The organism is Klebsiella sp. 2-CIP_Kleb. (assembly GCF_050378715.1).
In the GTDB taxonomy this organism is placed as follows: domain Bacteria; phylum Pseudomonadota; class Gammaproteobacteria; order Enterobacterales; family Enterobacteriaceae; genus Klebsiella; species Klebsiella quasipneumoniae.
Window position 1 is genome coordinate 292,195 of sequence record NZ_JBNRLG010000007.1, and the last position, 20,865, is coordinate 313,059.

Genomic DNA, 20,865 nt, shown 5'->3' on the forward strand with positions numbered 1-20,865 from the left:
CTTTATCCCTTTTCTTTACGCAGTGAGTTAAAGTTACTGAGCAACTCATACGTTTCCACCAGCGGTAAGCCGACTACGGCGTGATAGCTGCCATTAATCTTCCTGACGAAGCAGCCACCCAACCCTTGAATACCGTATGCACCTGCTTTATCTAAAGGCTCGCCGCTGGCCACATAATCGGCGATATCCTGCTCGCTGAGCGTTCGGAAGGTCACTTCCGTGACCACCAGACAATCCAACGTCTGCTGCTTATCCGCCAGCGCCACCGCGGTCATGACCTGATGGGTTTGGCCGGAAAGCAGGCGCAGCATCGCTGCAGCGTGTTCGGCGTCGCGCGGTTTTTCCAGCACTTCGCCGTTCAAAATAACAATCGTATCCGCTCCCAACACCGGCAAATCCCGCGATGCCAGCGCCACTCCGGCCTGCGCCTTTTCACGCGCCAGACGGACGACATAGTGCTGTGCGCTCTCCTGCGGCTGGCGCTGCTCCTCGATACCAGGAACCAGACGCTCGAACGCGAGACCAAGCTGAGTCAGCAGTTCCTGCCGACGCGGGGAACCAGAAGCAAGATACAGAGTTGTCATATCAACCTTATTGCACTGCAAATTGCTGACGCACTTTACGCATCAGCAGGAAGAGCCATGGCCAGAGGATACCGTTTACTACACTACTCCAGAATACTTCCGGACGGAAAGAGACGTTGATCACTAAAAACTCTGCCCAGAAAACAATGATATCCACGGCGAGGGATAACAGCATGACCACCAGCGCCTGTTGCCACAGCGCCAGGTTACGGAACAGCTGATACTTCAGCGCCACCAGATAGGCGACGATGCTTAAGGACAGCGCGCGAACGCCCAGCGTCGAGCCGCTGATGAGATCAAGAATAGCCCCCATCACGAAGCCCGTCCCCACGTTCACCCGGTGCGGCAGCGCGAGGATCCAGTACAGCAGGATCAATAATACCCAGTTGGGCCGGAAAACGCTGATGTCCGCCGGCCAGGGCATAATTTGCAGCAATAGCGCGATAAGAAACGAGAGCCAGATAACCCAGCGTCCCTGGCTACGGTAACTTGCCACTATTGCCCCCCTGCAGGCTGCGACGGCTGAGACGGCGTCAGCCCGGTGGCGGGCGCCGGCATCTGCGGCCCCATCGCATCCGGCGCAGGCAACACCTGCGGCATCATCTGCATCAGGCGTTCGTTAGCCACGCGATGAACCTCTTCCGGAGTCATCGGGTTAGCGCCATTGCGATCGGCGCCCCACAGCAGCAACAGATAGCGCAAACGCTGCAGACCGGCCGTCGGACGCGCCTGGATCACCGTGTAGGCGCGCTGGGTGTCCAGTTTCACTGAAGAGACAACCCCAACCGGGTACCCTTCCGGGAAACGGCCGCCAAGACCGGAGGTCACCAGCACATCGCCGACGCGAATATCGGTATTGGCCGGCAGATGCTCAAGCTGGAGGTCGTCGGTGCAGCCGTTACCGGCGGCAATGACGCGAATGTCGTTACGCAGGACCTGGATCGGCAACGCATGGGTGGCATCACAGATCAGCAGTACCCGGCTGGTCATTTTCGCTACCGCCACGACCTGCCCCACCACGCCTTTATCGCTGATAACCGGCTGGCCTTCGTAGACGCCGTTGACGCTGCCCTTATCGATAACCACCTGATCGCTGTAGGGGTCGTTGACCGTTGAGATGACCTGGGTCACCATTTTTTGCTCGTCCTGGCGCAGCGGCGAGCCAAGCAGTTCACGCAGGCGTGCGTTCTCCTGCTTGTACTGGCCCAGCATCAGCAGATCGCTGTTTTTCAACAACAGCTCCTGACGCAGCGCGCGGTTTTCCAGTTCGAGCTGGTCACGGGTAGCCAGCGTCTGCGATACGCTGTCGAGCAGTTCCCGGGGACCATTAGAGACAAAGTAGAAAGGGCTGACGGCTGTATCCATGTACGTTCTGATTTGACTGAACGTACCCAGGCGGCTGTCGGCGATAATCACGCCAAGCGCCACCAGCACCGCCAGAATAAGGCGAATCTGTAGCGAGGGGCCACGGCTAAAAATTGGCTTCATAGGCTATGCGTATTCTCGTGTCAGTAAAGACCTGGGGCAGCGCGTAAGCCACCCCGGACCTTCAGGCTGACTACTCTTCGCTAAACAAGTCGCCGCCGTGCATGTCGATCATTTCCAGCGCCTTGCCGCCGCCACGCGCTACGCAGGTCAGCGGATCTTCAGCAACCACGACTGGAATACCGGTTTCTTCCATTAACAGACGGTCCAGGTTGCGCAGCAGCGCACCACCGCCGGTGAGAACCATCCCGCGCTCGGAGATATCAGACGCCAGTTCCGGCGGGCACTGCTCAAGGGCAACCATGACCGCGCTCACGATGCCGGTCAGCGGCTCCTGCAGCGCTTCAAGAATTTCGTTTGAGTTCAGGGTGAAACCGCGTGGCACGCCTTCCGCCAGGTTACGGCCGCGCACTTCAATTTCACGCACTTCATCGCCCGGGTAAGCCGAACCGATTTCATGTTTGATACGCTCAGCGGTCGCTTCACCGATCAGGGAGCCGTAGTTACGACGCACGTAATTGATGACGGCTTCGTCGAAACGGTCGCCGCCGATACGCACGGAAGAAGAGTAAACCACGCCGTTCAGGGAGATAACCGCCACCTCGGTGGTACCGCCGCCGATATCCACCACCATGGAACCGGTCGCTTCAGAAACCGGCAGGCCAGCGCCGATCGCGGCCGCCATCGGTTCTTCAATCAGGAACACTTCGCGAGCGCCTGCGCCCTGCGCGGATTCACGGATAGCACGACGCTCAACCTGGGTGGCGCCAACCGGCACGCAGACCAGTACGCGCGGGCTCGGGCGCATAAAGCTGTTGCTGTGCACTTGTTTGATAAAGTGCTGCAGCATCTTTTCCGTCACGAAGAAGTCAGCGATAACGCCGTCCTTCATCGGGCGAATCGCCGCGATATTACCCGGGGTACGGCCGAGCATCTGCTTCGCTTCATGACCCACGGCGGCGACGCTTTTCGGCGATCCGGCACGATCCTGACGAATGGCCACCACGGAAGGCTCATTCAATACGATGCCTTGTCCTTTTACGTAAATAAGGGTATTCGCGGTACCCAGGTCAATGGACAGGTCATTGGAAAACATGCCACGAAATTTTTTTAACATACTAAGGGATAATCCTGAAAGCTGGGGCGGAAAACAAAATCCGCTTACTTTACCAACCACACGCAGCAGCGACAAGGCGCAAAAATCACCTGCTGCGGTGAAAATTAGTGCAGTTCATTTCCTTTGTTACAAATTTTTCCGACTCCGTTCATTGCTGAAATCTTCAGCAGCGCTCCACGCCTGAATTTGTAACCTGTCAAAGGAGGGTCACTGGCATTTACATTGCGATGATCCGGCAGGTAGACAAGCACACCCCCTTCACGATGGCGCGCGTTATTCTACGTGAAATCACGCTAAACGGCAGATCAAACCGAGTATCTTTGCGAATATTTTTTCACATTTGTGTCAAGTGGCTGTGAGGCGGCAAAAAATTCCCCCTGCCCGCCCGTGACACCGCATTGGGACAGTACCAGCCACTCGCTGCGGCTGCGTACGCCCGTCGCAAAAACTTGCATAGGCATGCCTTTACAGGCTTCCACCAGGCTTTGCACCAGCAGCTGGTTCTCGCTGCGCTTTTCGATATTGCGCGCCAGCCCCGGATGCAGTTTGATCAGCTCCGCATCCAGCTGCTTGATCCAGCTAGTTCCCACCAGGGTTAACCCTGCCTGAACCACCGCCACCCGAACGCCAAGCGCGTTAACCAACCGCATAACCGGCTGCAGACGGCCGATATATTGACAAACATCTGCCTCAGCAAGTTCAAAAATAATCCGCTGACGCTGCGATTTTTCACACTGCATCAGAGCATCACGCAGCCAGCGCTGGAATCGCGGACGGATCAGCGACTCCACCGACAGCTGGAGCGCCAGATTCTCCTCGGGCCAGAAGCCTAAAAATGGCAGCAGGCGCGTCACCTGCAGGCGGTCATACTCCTCCGCCAGGCCAAACTGCAGCACCATCGGCATATACTCGGCGGCGATCACCTCTTCCTTACCGTCGTACATCCGCGACATCAGTTCACGGTGATGCACCCGGCCATCGCGAGTGACGGCGGGTTTCTGATACAACCGCGGCCCGCCGCGGCTCAGCATCTGTTCGATCAGCGTCCGCCAGCGAACGTTGCCGCGGCCTTTCTCCGGAAGGGTATCGTCATAGACCGACCAGCTGTTGCTGCCCTGCAGCACCGCGTTGCGCGTTGCTGCTTCAGCATGTTCCATCACTTGCGCCGCCGATTGTCCACTGCGGAAAGAACAGATGCCGATATGCATCATATCGTCACGATCGAGAATGCGCGTCGGAGGCAGCGCGTCCATGGCCTTCAGCAACAGTCCAGCGATGCTATCCGCCTCTTTTAACGTGCGGTGCGGCAGCAGCACGGCGAAGTCGCTACGGTGATAGCGGGCCAGCAGCGCGCCAGGGTAACGCATAATAAAGGTAGAGAGCAGGTTGATTAGCGTGAAGTAATGTTCTTCGGCCGCCGCTCGTCCCCAGTTGTCCCGCAGCAGATCAAACTCCGGCAGACGGATCATCATCACGATGCCGTACGCCCCCACCTTCTCCTGATCTTCGAGCAGCGTGGCCAACTGATTGTCAAAAAACAGGCGATTGTTCAGCCCGGTTTTGGAATCCTGTGCCGCATAGGAGCGAATCAGCGTATCCATCCGGCTGCGCTGATCGCTGGCGAATTGCAGCTCCGACAGCAGCATATCCAGCGCGCTACTGGTGCTGGCAGGCCATTCATAGACTGACCCGCGCACCTGCGGCCCGCGCTCGCCGCTCAGGATGCGCGTGGAACGAAGCTCAAGCAGTTCCTGACCTGCCAGCTGGCGGCGTATCCAGCGGACGGCGAAGAAAATAATCACCACCATGAAGCCGATGGAGATCGACAGCGGGGCGGTGATTGACAGCGAACGGAAATAGTTCACCATCGGGTCAACGTAGACCAGATGCAGGGTGATACCGGGATGTTTCAACGACGGGACCGTGATCTCACGGAATTGCTCATGACTGCCCAGCGGGCGGTAGCTGTCGGTTCGGGAGTGGCTGTAGAGCGGTTTACCGTTAAGCATGAAATCGATATGCACGATCTCTATCGGCGTCATCAGCTCATCCAGCTGCGGCTCAAGCTTATCAAAAGAGGTGGTGATGAGCCTGTTATCCAGCATGGTCGCCACCGCCTGAACCCGGTTTTCGACCTTGTTCTCAATGCCGTTGTAAAAACTCAGCGAAGCGCCAATCAGCGTGACAAAGATGGTCAGGCTAGTTAGCAGCGTGATAAAGGCTGAGAACTTCGTCGTTAATCGCATCCCTGTGTTAACTCCGCGAGTGAATGACTGCCCGATGAACCATCAGGCTCCCGTGCCGGCGCGCGCCTTGACGCTAGCATTAACCTTTTAAAGCGCGACGCATACTATCAAAGATGGCGAGTCTGGCAATGGAATGCGTATTATCGGCGAAAGTATGCCGATAGCGAGTATAGTCGGCAGAAAAAATTTGCCAAACGCCGCCCGCCTGCGGCCTGCGCCAGAAGCGCTTTAATTTTAGACGCTGGATGGCAAACCCGCGCCAGCGGCGCACATTATTGCTAATTTTCCATCCTGCCAGCCTCCCGCCCGCTTTTTTCCCCTGCTAAAGATGCCGGGTCAGGCGCGTTAAAGGAAACGTCTTGCGCCACTTTCCGATGATTCCTGGACGACCGCGCCCCAGCTTCGGCGGTGGCGAATGCGCCTAATGTGCAATTTTTCGTGACATATTCGCGATTCATCGCCGCCTCCGTCATGCTTAGGGAAACGCATGACGGAGGACACCATGAAAAGAAAAAAACTGACGGAAGCCGACGTCACGGCCGAATCCGTTTTTATGCTCCAGCGGCGCCAGGTGCTGAAAATGCTGGGCATCAGCGCGACCGCCCTTTCGCTTCCCGCCGCCGCACAGGCCGACCTGCTGGACTGGTTTAAAGGCCACGACCGTCCGCCAGCCCCGGCGGGCAAGGCCCTGGACTTTGCTAAACCCGCTGAATGGCAGGCTAACCTGACGCTTACTCCGGAAAATAAAGTCTCCGGCTACAATAACTTTTATGAATTCGGCCTCGATAAAGCCGATCCGGCGGCGAACGCGGGTAGCCTGCGCACCGATCCCTGGACGTTGACCATCGGCGGTGAGGTGGCGAAGCCGCTGACCCTTGACCATGACGATCTGACCAAACGCTTCCCGCTGGAAGAGCGTATTTACCGTATGCGCTGCGTGGAAGCCTGGTCGATGGTGGTCCCCTGGGTCGGCTTCCCGCTGCATAAGCTGTTGGCGCTGGTGGAGCCCACCAGCAACGCGCGCTATGTGGCCTTCAAAACCCTCTATGCCCCGGATCAAATGCCCGGGCAGAAAGATCGGTTTATCGGCGGCGGGCTCGCTTACCCTTACGTGGAGGGGTTGCGGCTGGATGAAGCGCTGCACCCGCTGACGCTGCTCACCGTCGGGGTGTATGGCAAAGCGCTGCCGCCGCAAAACGGCGCGCCGGTCCGCCTTACCGTGCCGTGGAAGTACGGTTTCAAAGGCATTAAATCCATCGTCAGCATTGAACTGACCCGCGAGCGGCCACCGACCACCTGGAACCTCGCGGCGCCGGACGAATACGGCTTCTTCGCCAACGTCAATCCGCACGTCGATCACCCCCGCTGGTCACAGGCTAGCGAGCGGTTTATCGGTGCCGGCGGCGTGCTCGATGTGAAACGTCAACCGACGCTGCTGTTTAACGGCTATGCCGACGAGGTGGCGTCGCTGTATCGCGGCATGAATCTGCGGGAGAACTTCTAGTGCGTTTCACCGTCAAACAGATCGCCTGGTTGAAGGTTTTACTTCATCTGGCGGGGTTTTTGCCGCTGGTCTGGTTATTCTGGGCCGGGCACCAGGGCTACTTTAGCGCCGATCCGGCCAAGGATATCCAGCATTTTACCGGCAGGATGGCGCTGAAGTTTCTGCTGGCGACGCTGCTGGTCTCCCCGCTGGCGCGCTACGCGAAACAGCCATTATTGATTCGCGTTCGCCGCCTGTTAGGTTTATGGTGTTTCGCCTGGGCGACCCTGCACCTGACCAGCTATACCCTGCTGGAGCTGGGCATTAACAATCTGGCGCTACTGGGCTCGGAGATTATCAACCGCCCCTATCTGACGTTAGGCATGGTCAGTTGGGCGATCCTGCTGGCGCTGGCGGCGACGTCGACGCAGGCGATGCAGCGAAAACTGGGCCGCCGTTGGCAACTTTTACACAACTTCGTCTATCTGGTGGCGATCCTCGCGCCGATTCACTACCTGTGGTCAGTGAAGATCCTCTCACCGCAGCCCATCATTTATGCCCTGCTGGCAGTCGCGCTCCTGGCATGGCGTTACAAGAAGTTTCGCCAGTGGTGGCGCTGAATCCGGTAATGTGCAGTTTCCCGCAGATCCTTTATCAACCGCGACTCTTTTTAAGATAGCGGTTGATAATCTTCCCTGATAAGACCAGTATTTAGCTGCCAATTGCTACGAAATCGTTATAATGTGCGACTTTGGCTTTCCTGACAGGGTTTTCTGACCCTGAAAAGGTGACAAGGGCGCATTGAAGGTATATGTTGTTTTTTACCCGAAAATGGCAGGAGATGGCCACACGATGGCAGACAAGTTTCACATTTTGCTTTTGAATGGTCCAAACATTAACATGCTCGGTACCCGCGAGCCAGAGAAGTATGGATCTCTCATGCTGGATGAGATTGTTAACCATTTAACATCTGAAGCAGCGGCGCTGAATGTGAGCCTGGATCACCTGCAGTCCAACGCGGAGCATGCGTTAATCGACCGAATTCATCAGGCTAAAGACAACGTGGACTATATCCTGATTAATCCGGCCGCGTTCACGCATACCAGCGTAGCAATCCGTGACGCGTTGCTTGCCGTGAACATCCCGTTTATCGAGATTCACCTGAGCAATGTGCATGCACGCGAACCCTTCCGCCAGCATTCGTATCTGTCAGATATCGCCGCTGGCGTTATCTGCGGACTGGGGGCGGACGGCTATTCATACGCTTTACAGACGGCGGTAAAACGCCTGTCACAATCACACTAAACAAAGAGTACGGAACCCACTCATGGATATTCGTAAGATTAAAAAACTGATCGAGCTGGTTGAAGAATCAGGTATCTCCGAACTGGAAATTTCTGAAGGCGAAGAGTCTGTTCGCATCAGCCGCTCTGCACCGGCCGCAAGCTATCCGGTTATGCAGCAGGCTTATGCTGCGCCGATGATGCAGCCTCAGGCACCTGCCGCCGCGGCTGCCGCGCCAGCTGCAGCAGCAGAAGCGCCGGCAAAAGCGGAAATCAGTGGTCACATCGTACGTTCCCCGATGGTTGGTACTTTCTATCGTACGCCAAGCCCGGACGCGAAAGCGTTTGTGGAAGTTGGCCAGAAAGTTAACGTGGGCGACACCCTGTGCATCGTCGAAGCGATGAAAATGATGAACCAGATCGAAGCCGACAAAGCCGGCGTGGTGAAAGCCATTCTGATCGAAAGCGGCCAACCGGTAGAATTCGACGAGCCGCTGGTAGTTATCGAGTAACGAGGCGAACATGCTGGATAAAATTGTCATCGCTAACCGTGGCGAGATCGCACTGCGCATCCTGCGTGCCTGTAAAGAACTGGGCATCAAGACCGTTGCTGTGCATTCCACCGCGGATCGCGATCTAAAACACGTATTGTTAGCGGATGAGACGGTCTGCATCGGTCCGGCTCCGTCCGTAAAAAGCTATCTGAACATCCCGGCTATCATCAGCGCCGCTGAGATCACCGGCGCGGTAGCAATTCACCCGGGGTATGGCTTCCTCTCTGAGAACGCCAACTTTGCTGAGCAGGTTGAGCGCTCCGGCTTTATCTTCATCGGCCCGAAAGCCGACACTATCCGCCTGATGGGCGACAAAGTGTCCGCGATCACCGCCATGAAAAAAGCCGGCGTCCCGACCGTACCCGGTTCTGACGGCCCGCTGACCGACGACATGGACGCTAACCGCGCCCATGCCAAACGCATCGGCTATCCGGTGATCATCAAGGCCTCCGGCGGCGGCGGCGGTCGCGGTATGCGCGTTGTGCGCAGCGATGCTGAACTGGCCCAGTCCATCTCCATGACCAAAGCGGAAGCCAAAGCGGCTTTCAACAACGACATGGTCTACATGGAGAAATACCTGGAAAACCCGCGTCACATCGAAATTCAGGTGCTGGCGGACGGTCAGGGTAACGCTATCTATCTGGCTGAACGTGACTGCTCCATGCAGCGCCGTCACCAGAAAGTGGTCGAAGAAGCGCCGGCGCCGGGCATCACCCCGGAACTGCGTCGCTACATCGGCGAGCGTTGCGCGAAAGCCTGTGTCGATATCGGCTACCGCGGGGCGGGTACCTTTGAGTTCCTGTTCGAAAACGGCGAGTTCTACTTCATTGAAATGAACACCCGTATCCAGGTAGAGCATCCGGTAACTGAAATGATCACCGGCGTTGACCTGATCAAAGAGCAGCTGCGTATCGCAGCCGGTCAGCCGCTGTCCATCAAGCAGGATGAAGTGGTGGTTCGCGGCCATGCGGTGGAATGCCGTATCAACGCCGAAGACCCGAACACCTTCCTGCCGAGCCCGGGTAAAATTACCCGTTTCCACGCGCCGGGCGGCTTTGGCGTGCGCTGGGAGTCCCATATTTACGCCGGTTACACCGTACCGCCGTACTATGACTCCATGATCGGCAAACTGATCTGCTACGGCGAAAGCCGTGACGTGGCGATTGCCCGCATGAAGAATGCGCTGCAGGAGCTGATCATCGATGGCATCAAGACCAACGTCGATCTGCAGATGCGCATTATGAGCGACGAGAACTTCCAGCATGGTGGCACCAACATCCACTATCTGGAGAAAAAACTCGGCTTGCAGGAAAAATAATTCTGCATTCTCAGCAAAAGGCCGGATTTTCCGGCCTTTTTTCTTTTTCTCTCTCCTCATCTATACCATGCGGTACAATCCCCGCTTTCTTCATCCTCAAGGGACAAAAAATGGACAAACGCTTTGTTCAGGCCCACAAAGAAGCGCGCTGGGCGCTGTGGCTGACCCTTCTCTATCTTGCCGCCTGGCTGGCCGCCGCCTATCTGCCGGGGGTGGCTATCGGTTTTACCGGCCTGCCCCACTGGTTTGAAATGGCCTGCCTGCTGGTTCCGCTGCTGTTTATTCTGCTGTGCTGGGCGATGGTCAAACTGGTTTTTCGCGACATTCCTCTGGAGGACGATGATGCAGTTTGAGGTCATTATTCCCCTGATCGCCTATCTGGTGGTGGTGTTCGGCTTATCCCTTTACGCCATGCGAAAACGAGCCTCAGGAAGCTTTCTGAATGAGTACTTTCTCGGCAGCCGCTCGATGGGCGGCTTCGTGCTGGCCATGACGCTAACCGCCACCTATATCAGCGCCAGCTCATTTATCGGCGGACCCGGCGCCGCCTATAAATACGGCCTGGGCTGGGTGCTGCTGGCAATGATCCAGCTTCCCGCCATCTGGCTGTCGCTGGGCGTACTGGGAAAAAAATTCGCCATTCTTGCGCGCCGTTACAACGCCGTCACCCTCAATGACATGCTGTTTGCGCGCTACCAGAGTCGTCTGCTGGTCTGGCTGGCCAGCCTGAGTCTGCTGGTAGCCTTCGTTGGCGCCATGACCGTCCAGTTTATCGGCGGTGCCCGCCTGCTGGAGACGGCTGCGGGTATTCCCTACGATACCGGTCTGCTGATCTTCGGCATCAGCATCGCGCTGTATACCGCTTATGGCGGCTTTCGCGCCAGCGTGCTCAACGACACCATGCAGGGCATGGTGATGCTGATCGGCACGATCGTGCTGCTGGTGGGGGTGATCCACGCCGCCGGCGGGATTGGCCATGCGGTAGAGACCCTGCAGTCGATCGATGTCAAGCTGGTGTCCCCTCAGGGGGCGGAAGATATCCTCTCGCCAACCTTTATGGCCTCGTTTTGGGTGCTGGTCTGCTTCGGCGTGATAGGCCTCCCGCATACCGCCGTGCGCTGTATCTCCTACAAAGACAGCAAAGCCGTGCATCGCGGCATCATTATCGGCACCATCGTGGTGGCGATCCTGATGTTTGGCATGCACCTGGCCGGCGCGTTAGGTCGGGCGGTGATCCCTGACCTCACCGTACCGGATCTGGTGATCCCGACGCTGATGGTCAAAGTGCTCCCGCCCTTTGCGGCAGGGATCTTTCTGGCCGCGCCGATGGCGGCGATTATGTCGACGATCAATGCCCAACTTCTGCAAAGTTCCGCTACGATCATCAAGGATCTGTATCTGAACTGGCGTCCGGATCAGGCGACTAACGAAAAGCGGCTAAAACGCATGTCCGCCGGCATTACGCTCCTGTTGGGTGTCCTGCTGCTGCTCGCGGCCTGGCGACCGCCAGAGATGATTATCTGGCTGAACCTGCTGGCCTTCGGCGGCCTGGAAGCCGTCTTTCTGTGGCCGCTGGTGCTGGGCCTGTATTGGGAACGTGCCAACGCGGCTGGCGCGCTGAGCGCGATGATCGTGGGTGGTGTACTGTATGCCGTACTTGCCACGCTGAAAGTGCAGTTTCTCGGCTTCCATCCGATCGTTCCCGCGCTGCTGCTGAGTTTACTGGCGTTTGTGGCAGGGAATCGTTTCGGCCGTCCCGCACCACAGCCACCTATTTTGACTACTGATAAATAAAGAGTTTTGCTATGCCATGGATCCAACTGAAACTAAATACCACCGGCGCGAACGCTGAAGATCTTAGCGATGCGCTGATGGAGGCCGGATCGGTCTCGATCACCTTCCAGGATACGCACGATACGCCGGTATTTGAGCCGTTACCCGGGGAAACCCGGCTGTGGGGCGACACCGACGTGATCGGCCTGTTCGATGCCGAAACCGATATGAAAGCGGTCGTTGCCCAACTGGAGCAGCACCCGCTGCTGGGCGCCGGATTCGCGCATAAGATCGAGCAGCTGGAAGATAAAGACTGGGAGCGGGAATGGATGGATAACTTCCATCCGATGCGCTTCGGTGAGCGGCTGTGGATCTGCCCGAGCTGGCGCGACGTTCCGGATGAAAATGCCGTCAACGTGATGCTCGATCCGGGTCTGGCCTTCGGTACCGGCACGCACCCGACGACATCCCTGTGCCTGCAGTGGCTCGATGGACTCGACCTCAACGGAAAAACGGTCATTGATTTCGGCTGCGGTTCCGGCATCCTGGCGATTGCCGCGCTGAAGCTGGGAGCCGCAAAAGCGATCGGCATTGATATCGACCCGCAGGCTATTCAGGCCAGCCGCGATAACGCACAGCGTAACGGCGTCTCTGAGCGTCTGGAGCTCTATCTTCCTCAGGACCAGCCCGAGTCGATGAAAGCCGACGTCGTGGTCGCCAATATCCTGGCTGGCCCGTTACGTGAGCTGGCGCCGTTAATCAGCGTCCTGCCCGTTTCAGGCGGTTTGCTGGGGCTTTCCGGCATCCTTGCCAGCCAGGCGGAGAGCGTCTGTGAAGCCTACGCCGATATCTTCACCCTTGACCCGGTGGTCGAGAAAGAGGAGTGGTGCCGGATCACCGGCCGGAAAAACTAAGTGCAATGCGGCCTGTGGGCCGCATTTTTGTTTCCAGTAGCCACCAAATAATGCCAGGAAATGAGAGGCAGATCGCACTACAGAGCACTTTTTTGACTATAAAAACAGCGTTTTATATCGCCCGGTAGCGAGTTTGTCTAAGAAAAATCGAGAAGTTTTATGATTTTATAAATGGACACAAATTATCCATCAGCCATTAAATCAATGATTAATATAAGTATTTATTCATCCCTTTTACGTTAGTCCCGGATTCATTGATCTGCAACAGAGGATTGCTCAAAGTTTGGCCTTTCATCTCGTGCAAAAAATGCGTAATATACGCCGCCTTGCAGTCACAGTATGGTCATTTCTTAACTCATGCGCATCGGACACCACCAGCTCAGAAATCGCCTGATCGCAGCGCCCATGGCTGGCATTACTGACAGACCATTCCGGACGCTGTGCTACGAGATGGGAGCGGGTTTAACCGTTTCCGAGATGATGTCCTCTAACCCACAGGTGTGGGAGAGCGACAAGTCCCGTTTACGGATGGTGCATATTGATGAGCCCGGTATTCGTACCGTGCAAATCGCCGGTAGCGTGCCGGAAGAGATGGCTGCCGCCGCGCGGATTAACGTGGAAAGCGGCGCCCAGATTATTGATATCAATATGGGATGCCCGGCGAAAAAGGTGAATCGCAAGCTTGCAGGTTCAGCCCTCTTGCAGTACCCCGACCAGGTGAAGTCGATCCTGACGGCGGTCGTGAATGCGGTGGACGTTCCTGTGACTCTCAAGATTCGCACCGGTTGGGAACCGGAACATCGTAACTGCGTAGAGATTGCCCAACTGGCCGAAGAGTGTGGCATTCAGGCTCTGACTATTCACGGACGCACCCGCGCCTGCTTGTTTAACGGAGACGCTGAATACGACAGTATTCGGGCAGTTAAGCAGAAAGTTTCCATTCCGATTATCGCGAATGGCGACATTACTGACCCGCTTAAAGCCAGAGCTGTGCTCGACTATACAGGGGCTGATGCCCTGATGATAGGCCGTGCAGCTCAGGGAAGACCCTGGATCTTTCGGGAAATCCAGCATTATCTGGACACTGGAGAGCTGCTGCCCCCGCTGCCGCTGGCAGAGGTTAAGCGCTTGCTTTGTGCGCACGTTCGGGAATTGCATGACTTTTATGGTCAGGCAAAAGGGTACCGAATCGCGCGTAAACACGTCTCCTGGTATCTTCAGGAACATGCTCCAGATGACCAGTTTCGGCGCACATTCAACGCCATTGAGGATGCCAGCGAACAGCTGGAGGCGTTGGAGGCATACTTCGAAAATTTTGCGTAATAGAAATAAAGAGCTGACAGAACTATGTTCGAACAACGCGTAAATTCTGACGTACTGACCGTTTCTACCGTTAACTCTCAGGATCAGGTAACTCAAAAGCCCCTGCGTGACTCGGTTAAACAGGCACTGAAGAACTATTTTGCTCAACTGAACGGTCAGGATGTGAATGACCTGTATGAGCTGGTACTGGCTGAAGTTGAACAGCCCCTGTTGGACATGGTGATGCAATACACCCGTGGTAACCAGACCCGCGCTGCCCTGATGATGGGCATCAACCGCGGTACGCTGCGTAAAAAACTGAAAAAATACGGCATGAACTGATACTAGTCAGTTGCTTGCTTGATATAAAAGGCGCTCTTCGGCATGGGGAAGCGCCTTTTTTATTACCTGCGACAGCGGGACACATCACTGATTCACCGCCCGCAGTACCGGCGCCTCCGATACATGAGCAGCACAGACTACCGCCATAATATTATCCACCAGCGCAGGCGCCTGCTGATAAAGATCGAAGCGTTGCGGATCGAGCAGCCAGTTTTTAATCAGTCCGGAAAAGGCGCTGTGTAAAACAATTAATATCACTTCAATATTTGTTTCGGCTGGCAATATATTGTTACGCACACAGCACTGAAGCATGCCGCCAATCAGCGAATAATTAAAGCCAATCCGCTGGCGAATTTCGTTTTCCGAAAGCATATCATTGGCAAACTCGCAGCGCTGATAAAGAATTTGCATCAGCGCACGCTGGCGAGGATTCGCAGCAATATAGCGGAGCCCGGTAATAAACCGCTCGCGCAATGCATTTAACGGCTCCTGTTCATTCTCTGCTACGAGGCTATGCTGAATCAAATCCCTGAGCGGTGGCTGCTGCTGCCACATTTCATTAAACAGCTCGGTCTTACTGGCAAAATGCCAGTATACGGCGCCGCGGGTCACTCCCGCCGCATCAGCAATATCCGTCAGGGTTGTATTGGTCACTCCCCGCAGGGCGAACTGCTGGATCGCGGACTCAATCAGGAGCTGCCGCGTGCGTAGCGCCTCTTCTTTCGTTTTTCTAGCCATACAAGCCCCTTCCCGTCAGACAGGTTATTCAGGATTTTCTGAAGATCGCTTAACCTAACATTTGTCATGGAATATTTTTTAGCAAAAATGCAGACAAGTTAATTCTGAAGCTGCCGCCAAATAAATTACCCAAAAGAATATTAATAAATAACCCATTCACTGAATTGATGTCTATTTATTAAGTTTTACAATTGAGGTAAATAGCAAAAAAATCCTGCGCGCTTTTTTGTTTTTGCGTGCCTTGCTGATTGCTCAAAAATAAGTATCCCTTACATCCAGCGGCGTTTATTTGTAGGATGGCAAACTGCTTTTTAATTCCCTCTTTCTTTCACAGATTCGCCGCCGAATTTGGCACGTAATCTATAAGGAACCGCCATGACAACTCACGCCAGAGTGACACTTTTATCCGGTTTAATTATCTCGGCCTTATTGCTTACCGGCTGCGATAATTCGGACAACCCGCAACCCCATGCCCAGGCGCCGCAGGTGACGGTCCATGTCGTGAACAGCGCGCCGCTGTCGGTCACCACCGAACTGCCAGGCCGAACTTCAGCTTTTCGCGTGGCGGAAGTCCGCCCTCAGGTAAGCGGTATCATCCTGAAGCGTAACTTTGTTGAAGGAAGCGATGTCGAAGCAGGCCAGTCGCTCTATCAGATCGATCCGGCAACCTACCAGGCGGCGTGGAACAGCGCCAAGGGCGATGAGGCAAAAGCCGAAGCCGCAGCCGCCATCGCCCACTTAACGGTGAAACGCTACGTTCCGCTGCTGGGCACCAAGTATATCAGTCAGCAGGAATACGATCAGGCGGTGGCCACCGCCCGCCAGGCCGACGCTGACGTCATCGCCACCAAAGCCTCCGTGGAAAGCGCCCGCATCAACCTGGCCTACACCAAAGTGACTTCTCCCATTAGCGGACGCATCGGTAAATCGAGCGTCACCGAGGGAGCGTTGGTCACCAACGGTCAGTCGGATGCCCTGGCTACCGTCCAGCAGCTCGATCCGATCTACGTCGACGTGACGGAATCCAGCAATGACTTCATGCGCCTTAAGCAGGAAAGCCTGCAACGCGGCGGCGACACCAAAAGCGTTGAGCTGGTGATGGAGAACGGTCAGGCCTATCCGCTTAAGGGTTCGCTGCAGTTCTCCGACGTGACTGTCGATGAAAGTACAGGCTCAATTACCCTGCGCGCTATCTTCCCTAACCCACAGCATGTCCTGCTGCCGGGAATGTTCGTTCGCGCCCGCATCGATGAAGGCACCGATCCGCAGGCCATCCTGGTGCCGCAGCAGGGGGTGACCCGTACGCCGCGGGGCGATGCCTCCGTCATGCTGGTGAATGACAAAAACCAGGTTGAAACCCGTCAGGTGGTAGCTTCCCAGGCCGTGGGCGATAAGTGGCTTATCACCAGCGGGCTGAAGCCGGGCGATAAGGTGATTATCAGCGGCTTACAGAAAGTCCGTCCAGGCGTCACCGTGAAAGCAGAAGCGGAGCATGCGGCACCGGTCGCACAATAAGGATACCCAGCCATGTCTAAGTTTTTTATCCATCGACCAGTCTTTGCCTGGGTGCTGGCGATCATCATGATGATTGCCGGAGGTCTGGCCATTCTGCAGTTGCCGATAGCGCAGTATCCGACGATAGCGCCCCCTGCGGTGGCGATCTCCGCTACCTATCCCGGTGCGGATGCCCAGACCGTGCAGGACACGGTCACTCAGGTTATTGAGCAGAACATGAACGGTATCGACAACCTGATGTATATGTCGTCGACCAGCGATTCCGCCGGCTCAGTAACCATCACGCTTACCTTTAAGTCCGGCACCGATCCGGATATCGCCCAGGTGCAGGTGCAAAACAAACTGCAGCTGGCCACCCCGCTGCTGCCTCAGGAAGTCCAGCAGCAGGGAATTAGCGTAGAAAAGTCCAGCAGCAGCTTCCTGCTGGTGGCCGGCTTTATCTCTGATAACCCGGTCACTACCCAGGACGATATTTCCGACTATGTCGCCTCTAATGTTAAAGATCCCATCAGCCGCCTCAACGGTGTGGGCGATGTCCAGCTGTTTGGCGCACAGTACGCCATGCGCATCTGGCTGGATGGCAACCTGTTGAACAAATACAACCTGACGCCAGTGGATGTCATTAATGCGCTGCAGGTTCAGAACGATCAGATCGCCGCCGGCCAGCTGGGCGGTACGCCAGCGCTAAAAGGCCAGCAGCTCAATGCGTCGATCATTGCCCAGACGCGGCTTAAAGATCCGCAGGAGTTTGGCAAGGTCACGCTGCGGGTCAATGCCGATGGCTCTGTCGTCCATCTGAAAGATGTCGCCCGCATTGAGCTGGGCGGAGAGAACTACAACGTCGTCGCCAGAATTAACGGTAAGCCCGCCTCTGGTCTGGGTATTAAGCTTGCGACCGGCGCCAACGCGCTGGATACCGCCACGGCGATTAAAGCGAAGCTAGCCGAACTGCAGCCTTACTTCCCCCAGGGAATGAAGGTGGTCTATCCGTACGATACGACCCCTTTCGTTAAAATCTCTATTCACGAAGTGGTCAAAACGCTATTTGAAGCGATTATTCTCGTCTTCCTTGTCATGTATCTGTTCCTGCAGAACATGCGCGCAACGCTCATTCCGACCATTGCCGTGCCCGTCGTGCTGTTGGGCACCTTCGCCGTACTGTCGATGTTTGGCTACTCCATCAACACCCTGACGATGTTTGGCATGGTGCTGGCGATAGGTCTGCTGGTCGATGACGCTATCGTCGTAGTGGAAAACGTTGAGCGCGTGATGGTTGAGGAAAAACTCTCGCCAAAAGAAGCGACGGAAAAGTCGATGTCGCAGATCCAGGGGGCGCTGGTGGGTATCGCCATGGTGCTCTCTGCGGTATTCGTGCCGATGGCCTTCTTCGGCGGTTCCACCGGCGCGATTTATCGCCAGTTTTCGATCACCATCGTTTCCGCCATGGCGCTCTCCGTGCTGGTTGCCCTGGTCCTGACGCCAGCGCTCTGCGCCACGTTGTTAAAGCCGTCCTCGGTCGAACACCATGAGAAAAAAGGTTTCTTCGGCTGGTTTAACGCCCGCTTTGACCAGAGCGTTAACCACTACACCAACAGCGTCAGCGGTATTTTGCGTGGAACCGGCCGTTACCTGGTGATCTATCTGCTGATCGTCGTGGGAATGGCCGTGCTGTTTATGCGTCTCCCGACATCCTTTCTACCCGATGAAGACCAGGGGGTCTTCCTGACCATGATCCAGCTGCCCTCCGGCGCCACCCAGGAGCGGACACAGAAAGTGCTGGATACCGTGACCGACTACTATCTGCATAACGAGAAGGCTAACGTCGACAGCGTATTTACCGTTAACGGCTTCAGCTTCAGCGGTCAGGGACAAAACTCCGGCATGGCGTTTGTCAGCCTGAAACCCTGGGAAGCGCGCAGCGGTGATGAAAACAGCGTGGAGTCCATCATCAAGCGAGCCACCGTGGCCTTCAGCCAGATCAAGGACGCCATGGTTTTCCCGTTCAACATGCCTGCCATTATTGAGCTGGGTACCGCCACCGGCTTCGACTTTGAGCTGATCGACCAGGGCGGGCTAGGTCATACCGCCCTGACGCAGGCGCGCAATCAACTGCTGGGCATGGTGAAACAGCATCCGGATCAGCTGGTGCGGGTACGGCCTAATGGGCTGGAAGATACGCCGCAGTTCAAACTGGATGTCGACCAGGAAAAAGCGCAGGCGCTGGGCGTATCGCTCTCCGATATCAATGAAACGATATCAGCCGCGCTGGGCGGGTACTACGTCAATGACTTTATTGACCGTGGTCGCGTCAAGAAAGTGTACGTCCAGGCTGATGCCCATTTCCGTATGCTGCCGAGCGACATTAACAATATGTATGTTCGTAGCGCCAATGGCGAAATGGTCCCGTTCTCCGCCTTCGTCACTTCGCGCTGGATTTATGGCTCGCCGCGTCTGGAACGCTACAACGGTTTACCCTCCATGGAAATCCTCGGTGAAGCCTCGCCGGGTAAAAGTACCGGGGAAGCCATGGCGCTGATGGAAGCGCTGGCCAGTAAGCTGCCGAGCGGCATTGGTTACGACTGGACCGGGATGTCTTACCAGGAACGCCTTTCCGGCAACCAGGCTCCCGCGCTTTATGCCATCTCGCTGATTGTCGTCTTCCTGTGCCTGGCGGCGCTGTATGAGAGCTGGTCGATTCCATTCTCAGTCATGTTAGTGGTTCCGCTGGGGGTGATCGGCGCGCTGTTAGCCGCCACGCTGCGTGGGCTGAATAATGACGTGTACTTCCAGGTAGGCCTTCTGACCACGATCGGTTTGTCGGCGAAGAACGCGATCCTGATCGTCGAATTCGCCAAGGATCTGATGGAGAAAGAGGGGAAAGGGATCATTGAAGCAACCCTGGAGGCATCGCGGATGCGCCTGCGACCCATTCTGATGACCTCTCTGGCTTTTATTCTCGGAGTCATGCCGCTGGTGATTAGCCATGGTGCCGGCAGCGGGGCGCAGAATGCGGTAGGTACCGGCGTCATGGGCGGGATGCTAACCGCGACACTGCTGGCGATCTTCTTTGTTCCGGTCTTCTTTGTGGTCGTCAGACGACGTTTTACCCGGCACGCTGAATAACCCGGCCTGGTTTTAAAGGCGCCCCCTGCGGGCGCTTTTTTTTCGCCTGGCATATTAGCAACCCGCTCAGCTTCCCGCTATCTGACAACCTCTATCGCGTGCGGCAGCGCGGGGAGACGATCTTTCTCTCCATCTTTTCTGCATATTCCCCTGCTTATCTTCACGATATTTACGTGGCTCATATATTGAGATGATTTCGGCATCCGGGCCGGACAATCCGCGGTGATAAAATAAGCCATTCCGTTCTGCACTGGCTCTCAGTACAACCCTGCGGATTATCCAGAGGTAATATCATGAAAAAGTATTTAATCGTGGCGCTGCTGGCCTCTCTGCTGGCAGGCTGTGCCCATGACTCTCCCTGCGTGCCGGTTTATGACTCGCAAGGCCGCTTAGTCCACACCAATACCTGTATGAAGGGCACAACAGAAGACAATTGGGACACGGCAGGCGCGATCGCCGGGGGGGCCGCCGCGGTAGCCGGTCTCACGTTAGGGATCGTTGCGTTGACCCGCTAATTCACCCCCGACCAGCAGATACTGGGGCTAGCGTCGAACCTGTATCTGCTCTTCTGCGCATCATCCACATGACAACCGGGCAAATAAACTCTCTGTCCCTTGCTGCATTACGAGCAAATCGACTTTGACGGGTTTCCCCTGGTGGCAGGACTGTTTATCAACAGATAACAGATAACACAAAAGCAGAAGGCCCAGTCTTTCGACTGGGCCTTCTGCTTTATTTGATGCCTGGCGATTCCCTACTCTCACATGGGGAGACCCCACACTACCATCGGCGCTACGACGTTTCACTTCTGAGTTCGGCATGGGGTCAGGTGGGACCGCCGCGCTATTGTCGCCAGGCAAATTCTTTACAACGTGCCGAACTTTAACCTAAAAAGTGGTGCTGATACCCAGAGTCGAACTGGGGACCTCACCCTTACCAAGGGTGCGCTCTACCAACTGAGCCATATCAGCACGCTAAATTTGATGCCTGGCAGTTCCCTACTCTCACATGGGGAGACCCCACACTACCATCGGCGCTACGGCGTTTCACTTCTGAGTTCGGCATGGGGTCAGGTGGGACCACCGCGC

At 56.0% G+C, this 20,865-nt stretch carries 20 protein-coding genes, 1 tRNA gene and 2 rRNA genes; 13 read left to right on the forward strand and 10 right to left on the reverse strand.

Features of this window, described 5'->3' with window-relative positions:
• Positions 1-2: 2 nt before the first annotated feature.
• The 6 genes from ACQUTP_RS21525 to ACQUTP_RS21550 form a co-directional block, all read right to left on the reverse strand.
• Entirely contained in the window at positions 3-584 is a 582-nt protein-coding gene (locus ACQUTP_RS21525) for a Maf family protein (RefSeq protein WP_004206240.1), read from the reverse strand.
• Between the two features lie 7 nt (positions 585-591).
• Complete coding sequence (gene mreD / locus ACQUTP_RS21530; RefSeq protein ID WP_002918648.1) at positions 592-1,080, reverse strand: rod shape-determining protein MreD; 489 nt, start codon at positions 1,078-1,080, stop codon at positions 592-594.
• Entirely contained in the window at positions 1,080-2,072 is a 993-nt protein-coding gene (mreC, locus tag ACQUTP_RS21535) for a rod shape-determining protein MreC (RefSeq protein WP_004206242.1), read from the reverse strand. Before mreC ends, mreD begins: the two co-directional genes overlap by 1 nt.
• 70 nt (positions 2,073-2,142) lie before the next feature.
• Positions 2,143-3,186 (reverse strand): rod shape-determining protein MreB, encoded by a 1,044-nt coding sequence (mreB, locus tag ACQUTP_RS21540; RefSeq protein WP_002918653.1) that lies wholly within the window; start codon positions 3,184-3,186, stop codon positions 2,143-2,145.
• Between the two features lie 305 nt (positions 3,187-3,491).
• Positions 3,492-5,432: an RNase E specificity factor CsrD gene (gene csrD / locus ACQUTP_RS21545; RefSeq protein WP_004206243.1), complete on the reverse strand. Its 1,941-nt coding sequence runs from the start codon at positions 5,430-5,432 to the stop codon at positions 3,492-3,494.
• A gap of 79 nt (positions 5,433-5,511) precedes the next feature.
• The gene (locus tag ACQUTP_RS21550; RefSeq protein WP_017899936.1) at positions 5,512-5,703 is read right to left on the reverse strand and encodes a hypothetical protein; all 192 of its coding nucleotides are present in this window, start codon (positions 5,701-5,703) and stop codon (positions 5,512-5,514) included.
• Positions 5,704-5,934: 231 nt separating this feature from the next.
• Here ACQUTP_RS21550 and msrP point away from each other — a divergent pair, with 231 nt between their 5' ends.
• The 10 genes from msrP to fis all read left to right on the forward strand — a co-directional run bounded on the left by msrP (position 5,935) and on the right by fis (position 14,401).
• Complete coding sequence (msrP, locus tag ACQUTP_RS21555; protein WP_065696773.1) at positions 5,935-6,936, forward strand: protein-methionine-sulfoxide reductase catalytic subunit MsrP; 1,002 nt, start codon at positions 5,935-5,937, stop codon at positions 6,934-6,936.
• Positions 6,936-7,535, forward strand: a complete 600-nt coding sequence (msrQ, locus tag ACQUTP_RS21560; RefSeq protein ID WP_004206245.1) for a protein-methionine-sulfoxide reductase heme-binding subunit MsrQ — start codon at positions 6,936-6,938, stop codon at positions 7,533-7,535. The genes msrP and msrQ overlap by 1 nt, the downstream gene beginning before the upstream one ends.
• 232 nt (positions 7,536-7,767) lie before the next feature.
• The gene (gene aroQ, locus ACQUTP_RS21565; protein ID WP_285755821.1) at positions 7,768-8,220 is read left to right on the forward strand and encodes a type II 3-dehydroquinate dehydratase; all 453 of its coding nucleotides are present in this window, start codon (positions 7,768-7,770) and stop codon (positions 8,218-8,220) included.
• A 22-nt stretch (positions 8,221-8,242) separates the two neighbouring features.
• Positions 8,243-8,710 (forward strand): acetyl-CoA carboxylase biotin carboxyl carrier protein, encoded by a 468-nt coding sequence (gene accB, locus ACQUTP_RS21570; RefSeq protein ID WP_004206250.1) that lies wholly within the window; start codon positions 8,243-8,245, stop codon positions 8,708-8,710.
• A gap of 10 nt (positions 8,711-8,720) precedes the next feature.
• Positions 8,721-10,070, forward strand: a complete 1,350-nt coding sequence (gene accC, locus ACQUTP_RS21575; RefSeq protein ID WP_004174096.1) for an acetyl-CoA carboxylase biotin carboxylase subunit — start codon at positions 8,721-8,723, stop codon at positions 10,068-10,070.
• Between the two features lie 110 nt (positions 10,071-10,180).
• The gene (locus ACQUTP_RS21580; protein WP_004206253.1) at positions 10,181-10,423 is read left to right on the forward strand and encodes a DUF997 family protein; all 243 of its coding nucleotides are present in this window, start codon (positions 10,181-10,183) and stop codon (positions 10,421-10,423) included.
• Complete coding sequence (gene panF, locus ACQUTP_RS21585; RefSeq protein ID WP_004206255.1) at positions 10,413-11,864, forward strand: sodium/pantothenate symporter; 1,452 nt, start codon at positions 10,413-10,415, stop codon at positions 11,862-11,864. Before ACQUTP_RS21580 ends, panF begins: the two co-directional genes overlap by 11 nt.
• Positions 11,865-11,875: 11 nt before the next feature.
• Positions 11,876-12,757, forward strand: a complete 882-nt coding sequence (gene prmA / locus ACQUTP_RS21590; protein ID WP_064178170.1) for a 50S ribosomal protein L11 methyltransferase — start codon at positions 11,876-11,878, stop codon at positions 12,755-12,757.
• A 357-nt stretch (positions 12,758-13,114) separates the two neighbouring features.
• Positions 13,115-14,080 (forward strand): tRNA dihydrouridine synthase DusB, encoded by a 966-nt coding sequence (dusB, locus tag ACQUTP_RS21595; protein ID WP_004144972.1) that lies wholly within the window; start codon positions 13,115-13,117, stop codon positions 14,078-14,080.
• A 24-nt stretch (positions 14,081-14,104) separates the two neighbouring features.
• On the forward strand, positions 14,105-14,401 hold the full coding sequence (gene fis, locus ACQUTP_RS21600) for a DNA-binding transcriptional regulator Fis (protein ID WP_000462905.1): 297 nt from the start codon (positions 14,105-14,107) through the stop codon (positions 14,399-14,401).
• Positions 14,402-14,485: 84 nt separating this feature from the next.
• Here fis and envR read toward each other — a convergent pair whose 3' ends face one another.
• Complete coding sequence (gene envR, locus ACQUTP_RS21605) at positions 14,486-15,139, reverse strand: acrEF/envCD operon transcriptional regulator (RefSeq protein WP_064150915.1); 654 nt, start codon at positions 15,137-15,139, stop codon at positions 14,486-14,488.
• A 375-nt stretch (positions 15,140-15,514) separates the two neighbouring features.
• Here envR and ACQUTP_RS21610 point away from each other — a divergent pair, with 375 nt between their 5' ends.
• The 3 genes from ACQUTP_RS21610 to ACQUTP_RS21620 all read left to right on the forward strand — a co-directional run bounded on the left by ACQUTP_RS21610 (position 15,515) and on the right by ACQUTP_RS21620 (position 20,292).
• Positions 15,515-16,654, forward strand: a complete 1,140-nt coding sequence (locus ACQUTP_RS21610) for an efflux RND transporter periplasmic adaptor subunit (protein ID WP_049093701.1) — start codon at positions 15,515-15,517, stop codon at positions 16,652-16,654.
• Positions 16,655-16,666: 12 nt separating this feature from the next.
• On the forward strand, positions 16,667-19,777 hold the full coding sequence (locus ACQUTP_RS21615) for an efflux RND transporter permease subunit (protein ID WP_004206260.1): 3,111 nt from the start codon (positions 16,667-16,669) through the stop codon (positions 19,775-19,777).
• 293 nt (positions 19,778-20,070) lie between these two features.
• Positions 20,071-20,292 (forward strand): membrane protein, encoded by a 222-nt coding sequence (locus tag ACQUTP_RS21620; protein ID WP_004206262.1) that lies wholly within the window; start codon positions 20,071-20,073, stop codon positions 20,290-20,292.
• A 226-nt stretch (positions 20,293-20,518) separates the two neighbouring features.
• On the opposite strand, the gene rrf (ACQUTP_RS21625) is transcribed toward ACQUTP_RS21620, so the two are convergent.
• The 3 genes from rrf (ACQUTP_RS21625) to rrf (ACQUTP_RS21635) all read right to left on the reverse strand — a co-directional run.
• Positions 20,519-20,634: ribosomal RNA gene (rrf, locus tag ACQUTP_RS21625) — 5S ribosomal RNA — on the reverse strand.
• Between the two features lie 38 nt (positions 20,635-20,672).
• Positions 20,673-20,748 (reverse strand) — tRNA-Thr (locus tag ACQUTP_RS21630).
• 14 nt (positions 20,749-20,762) lie between these two features.
• Positions 20,763-20,865: ribosomal RNA gene (rrf, locus tag ACQUTP_RS21635) — 5S ribosomal RNA — on the reverse strand; the annotation flags it as partial.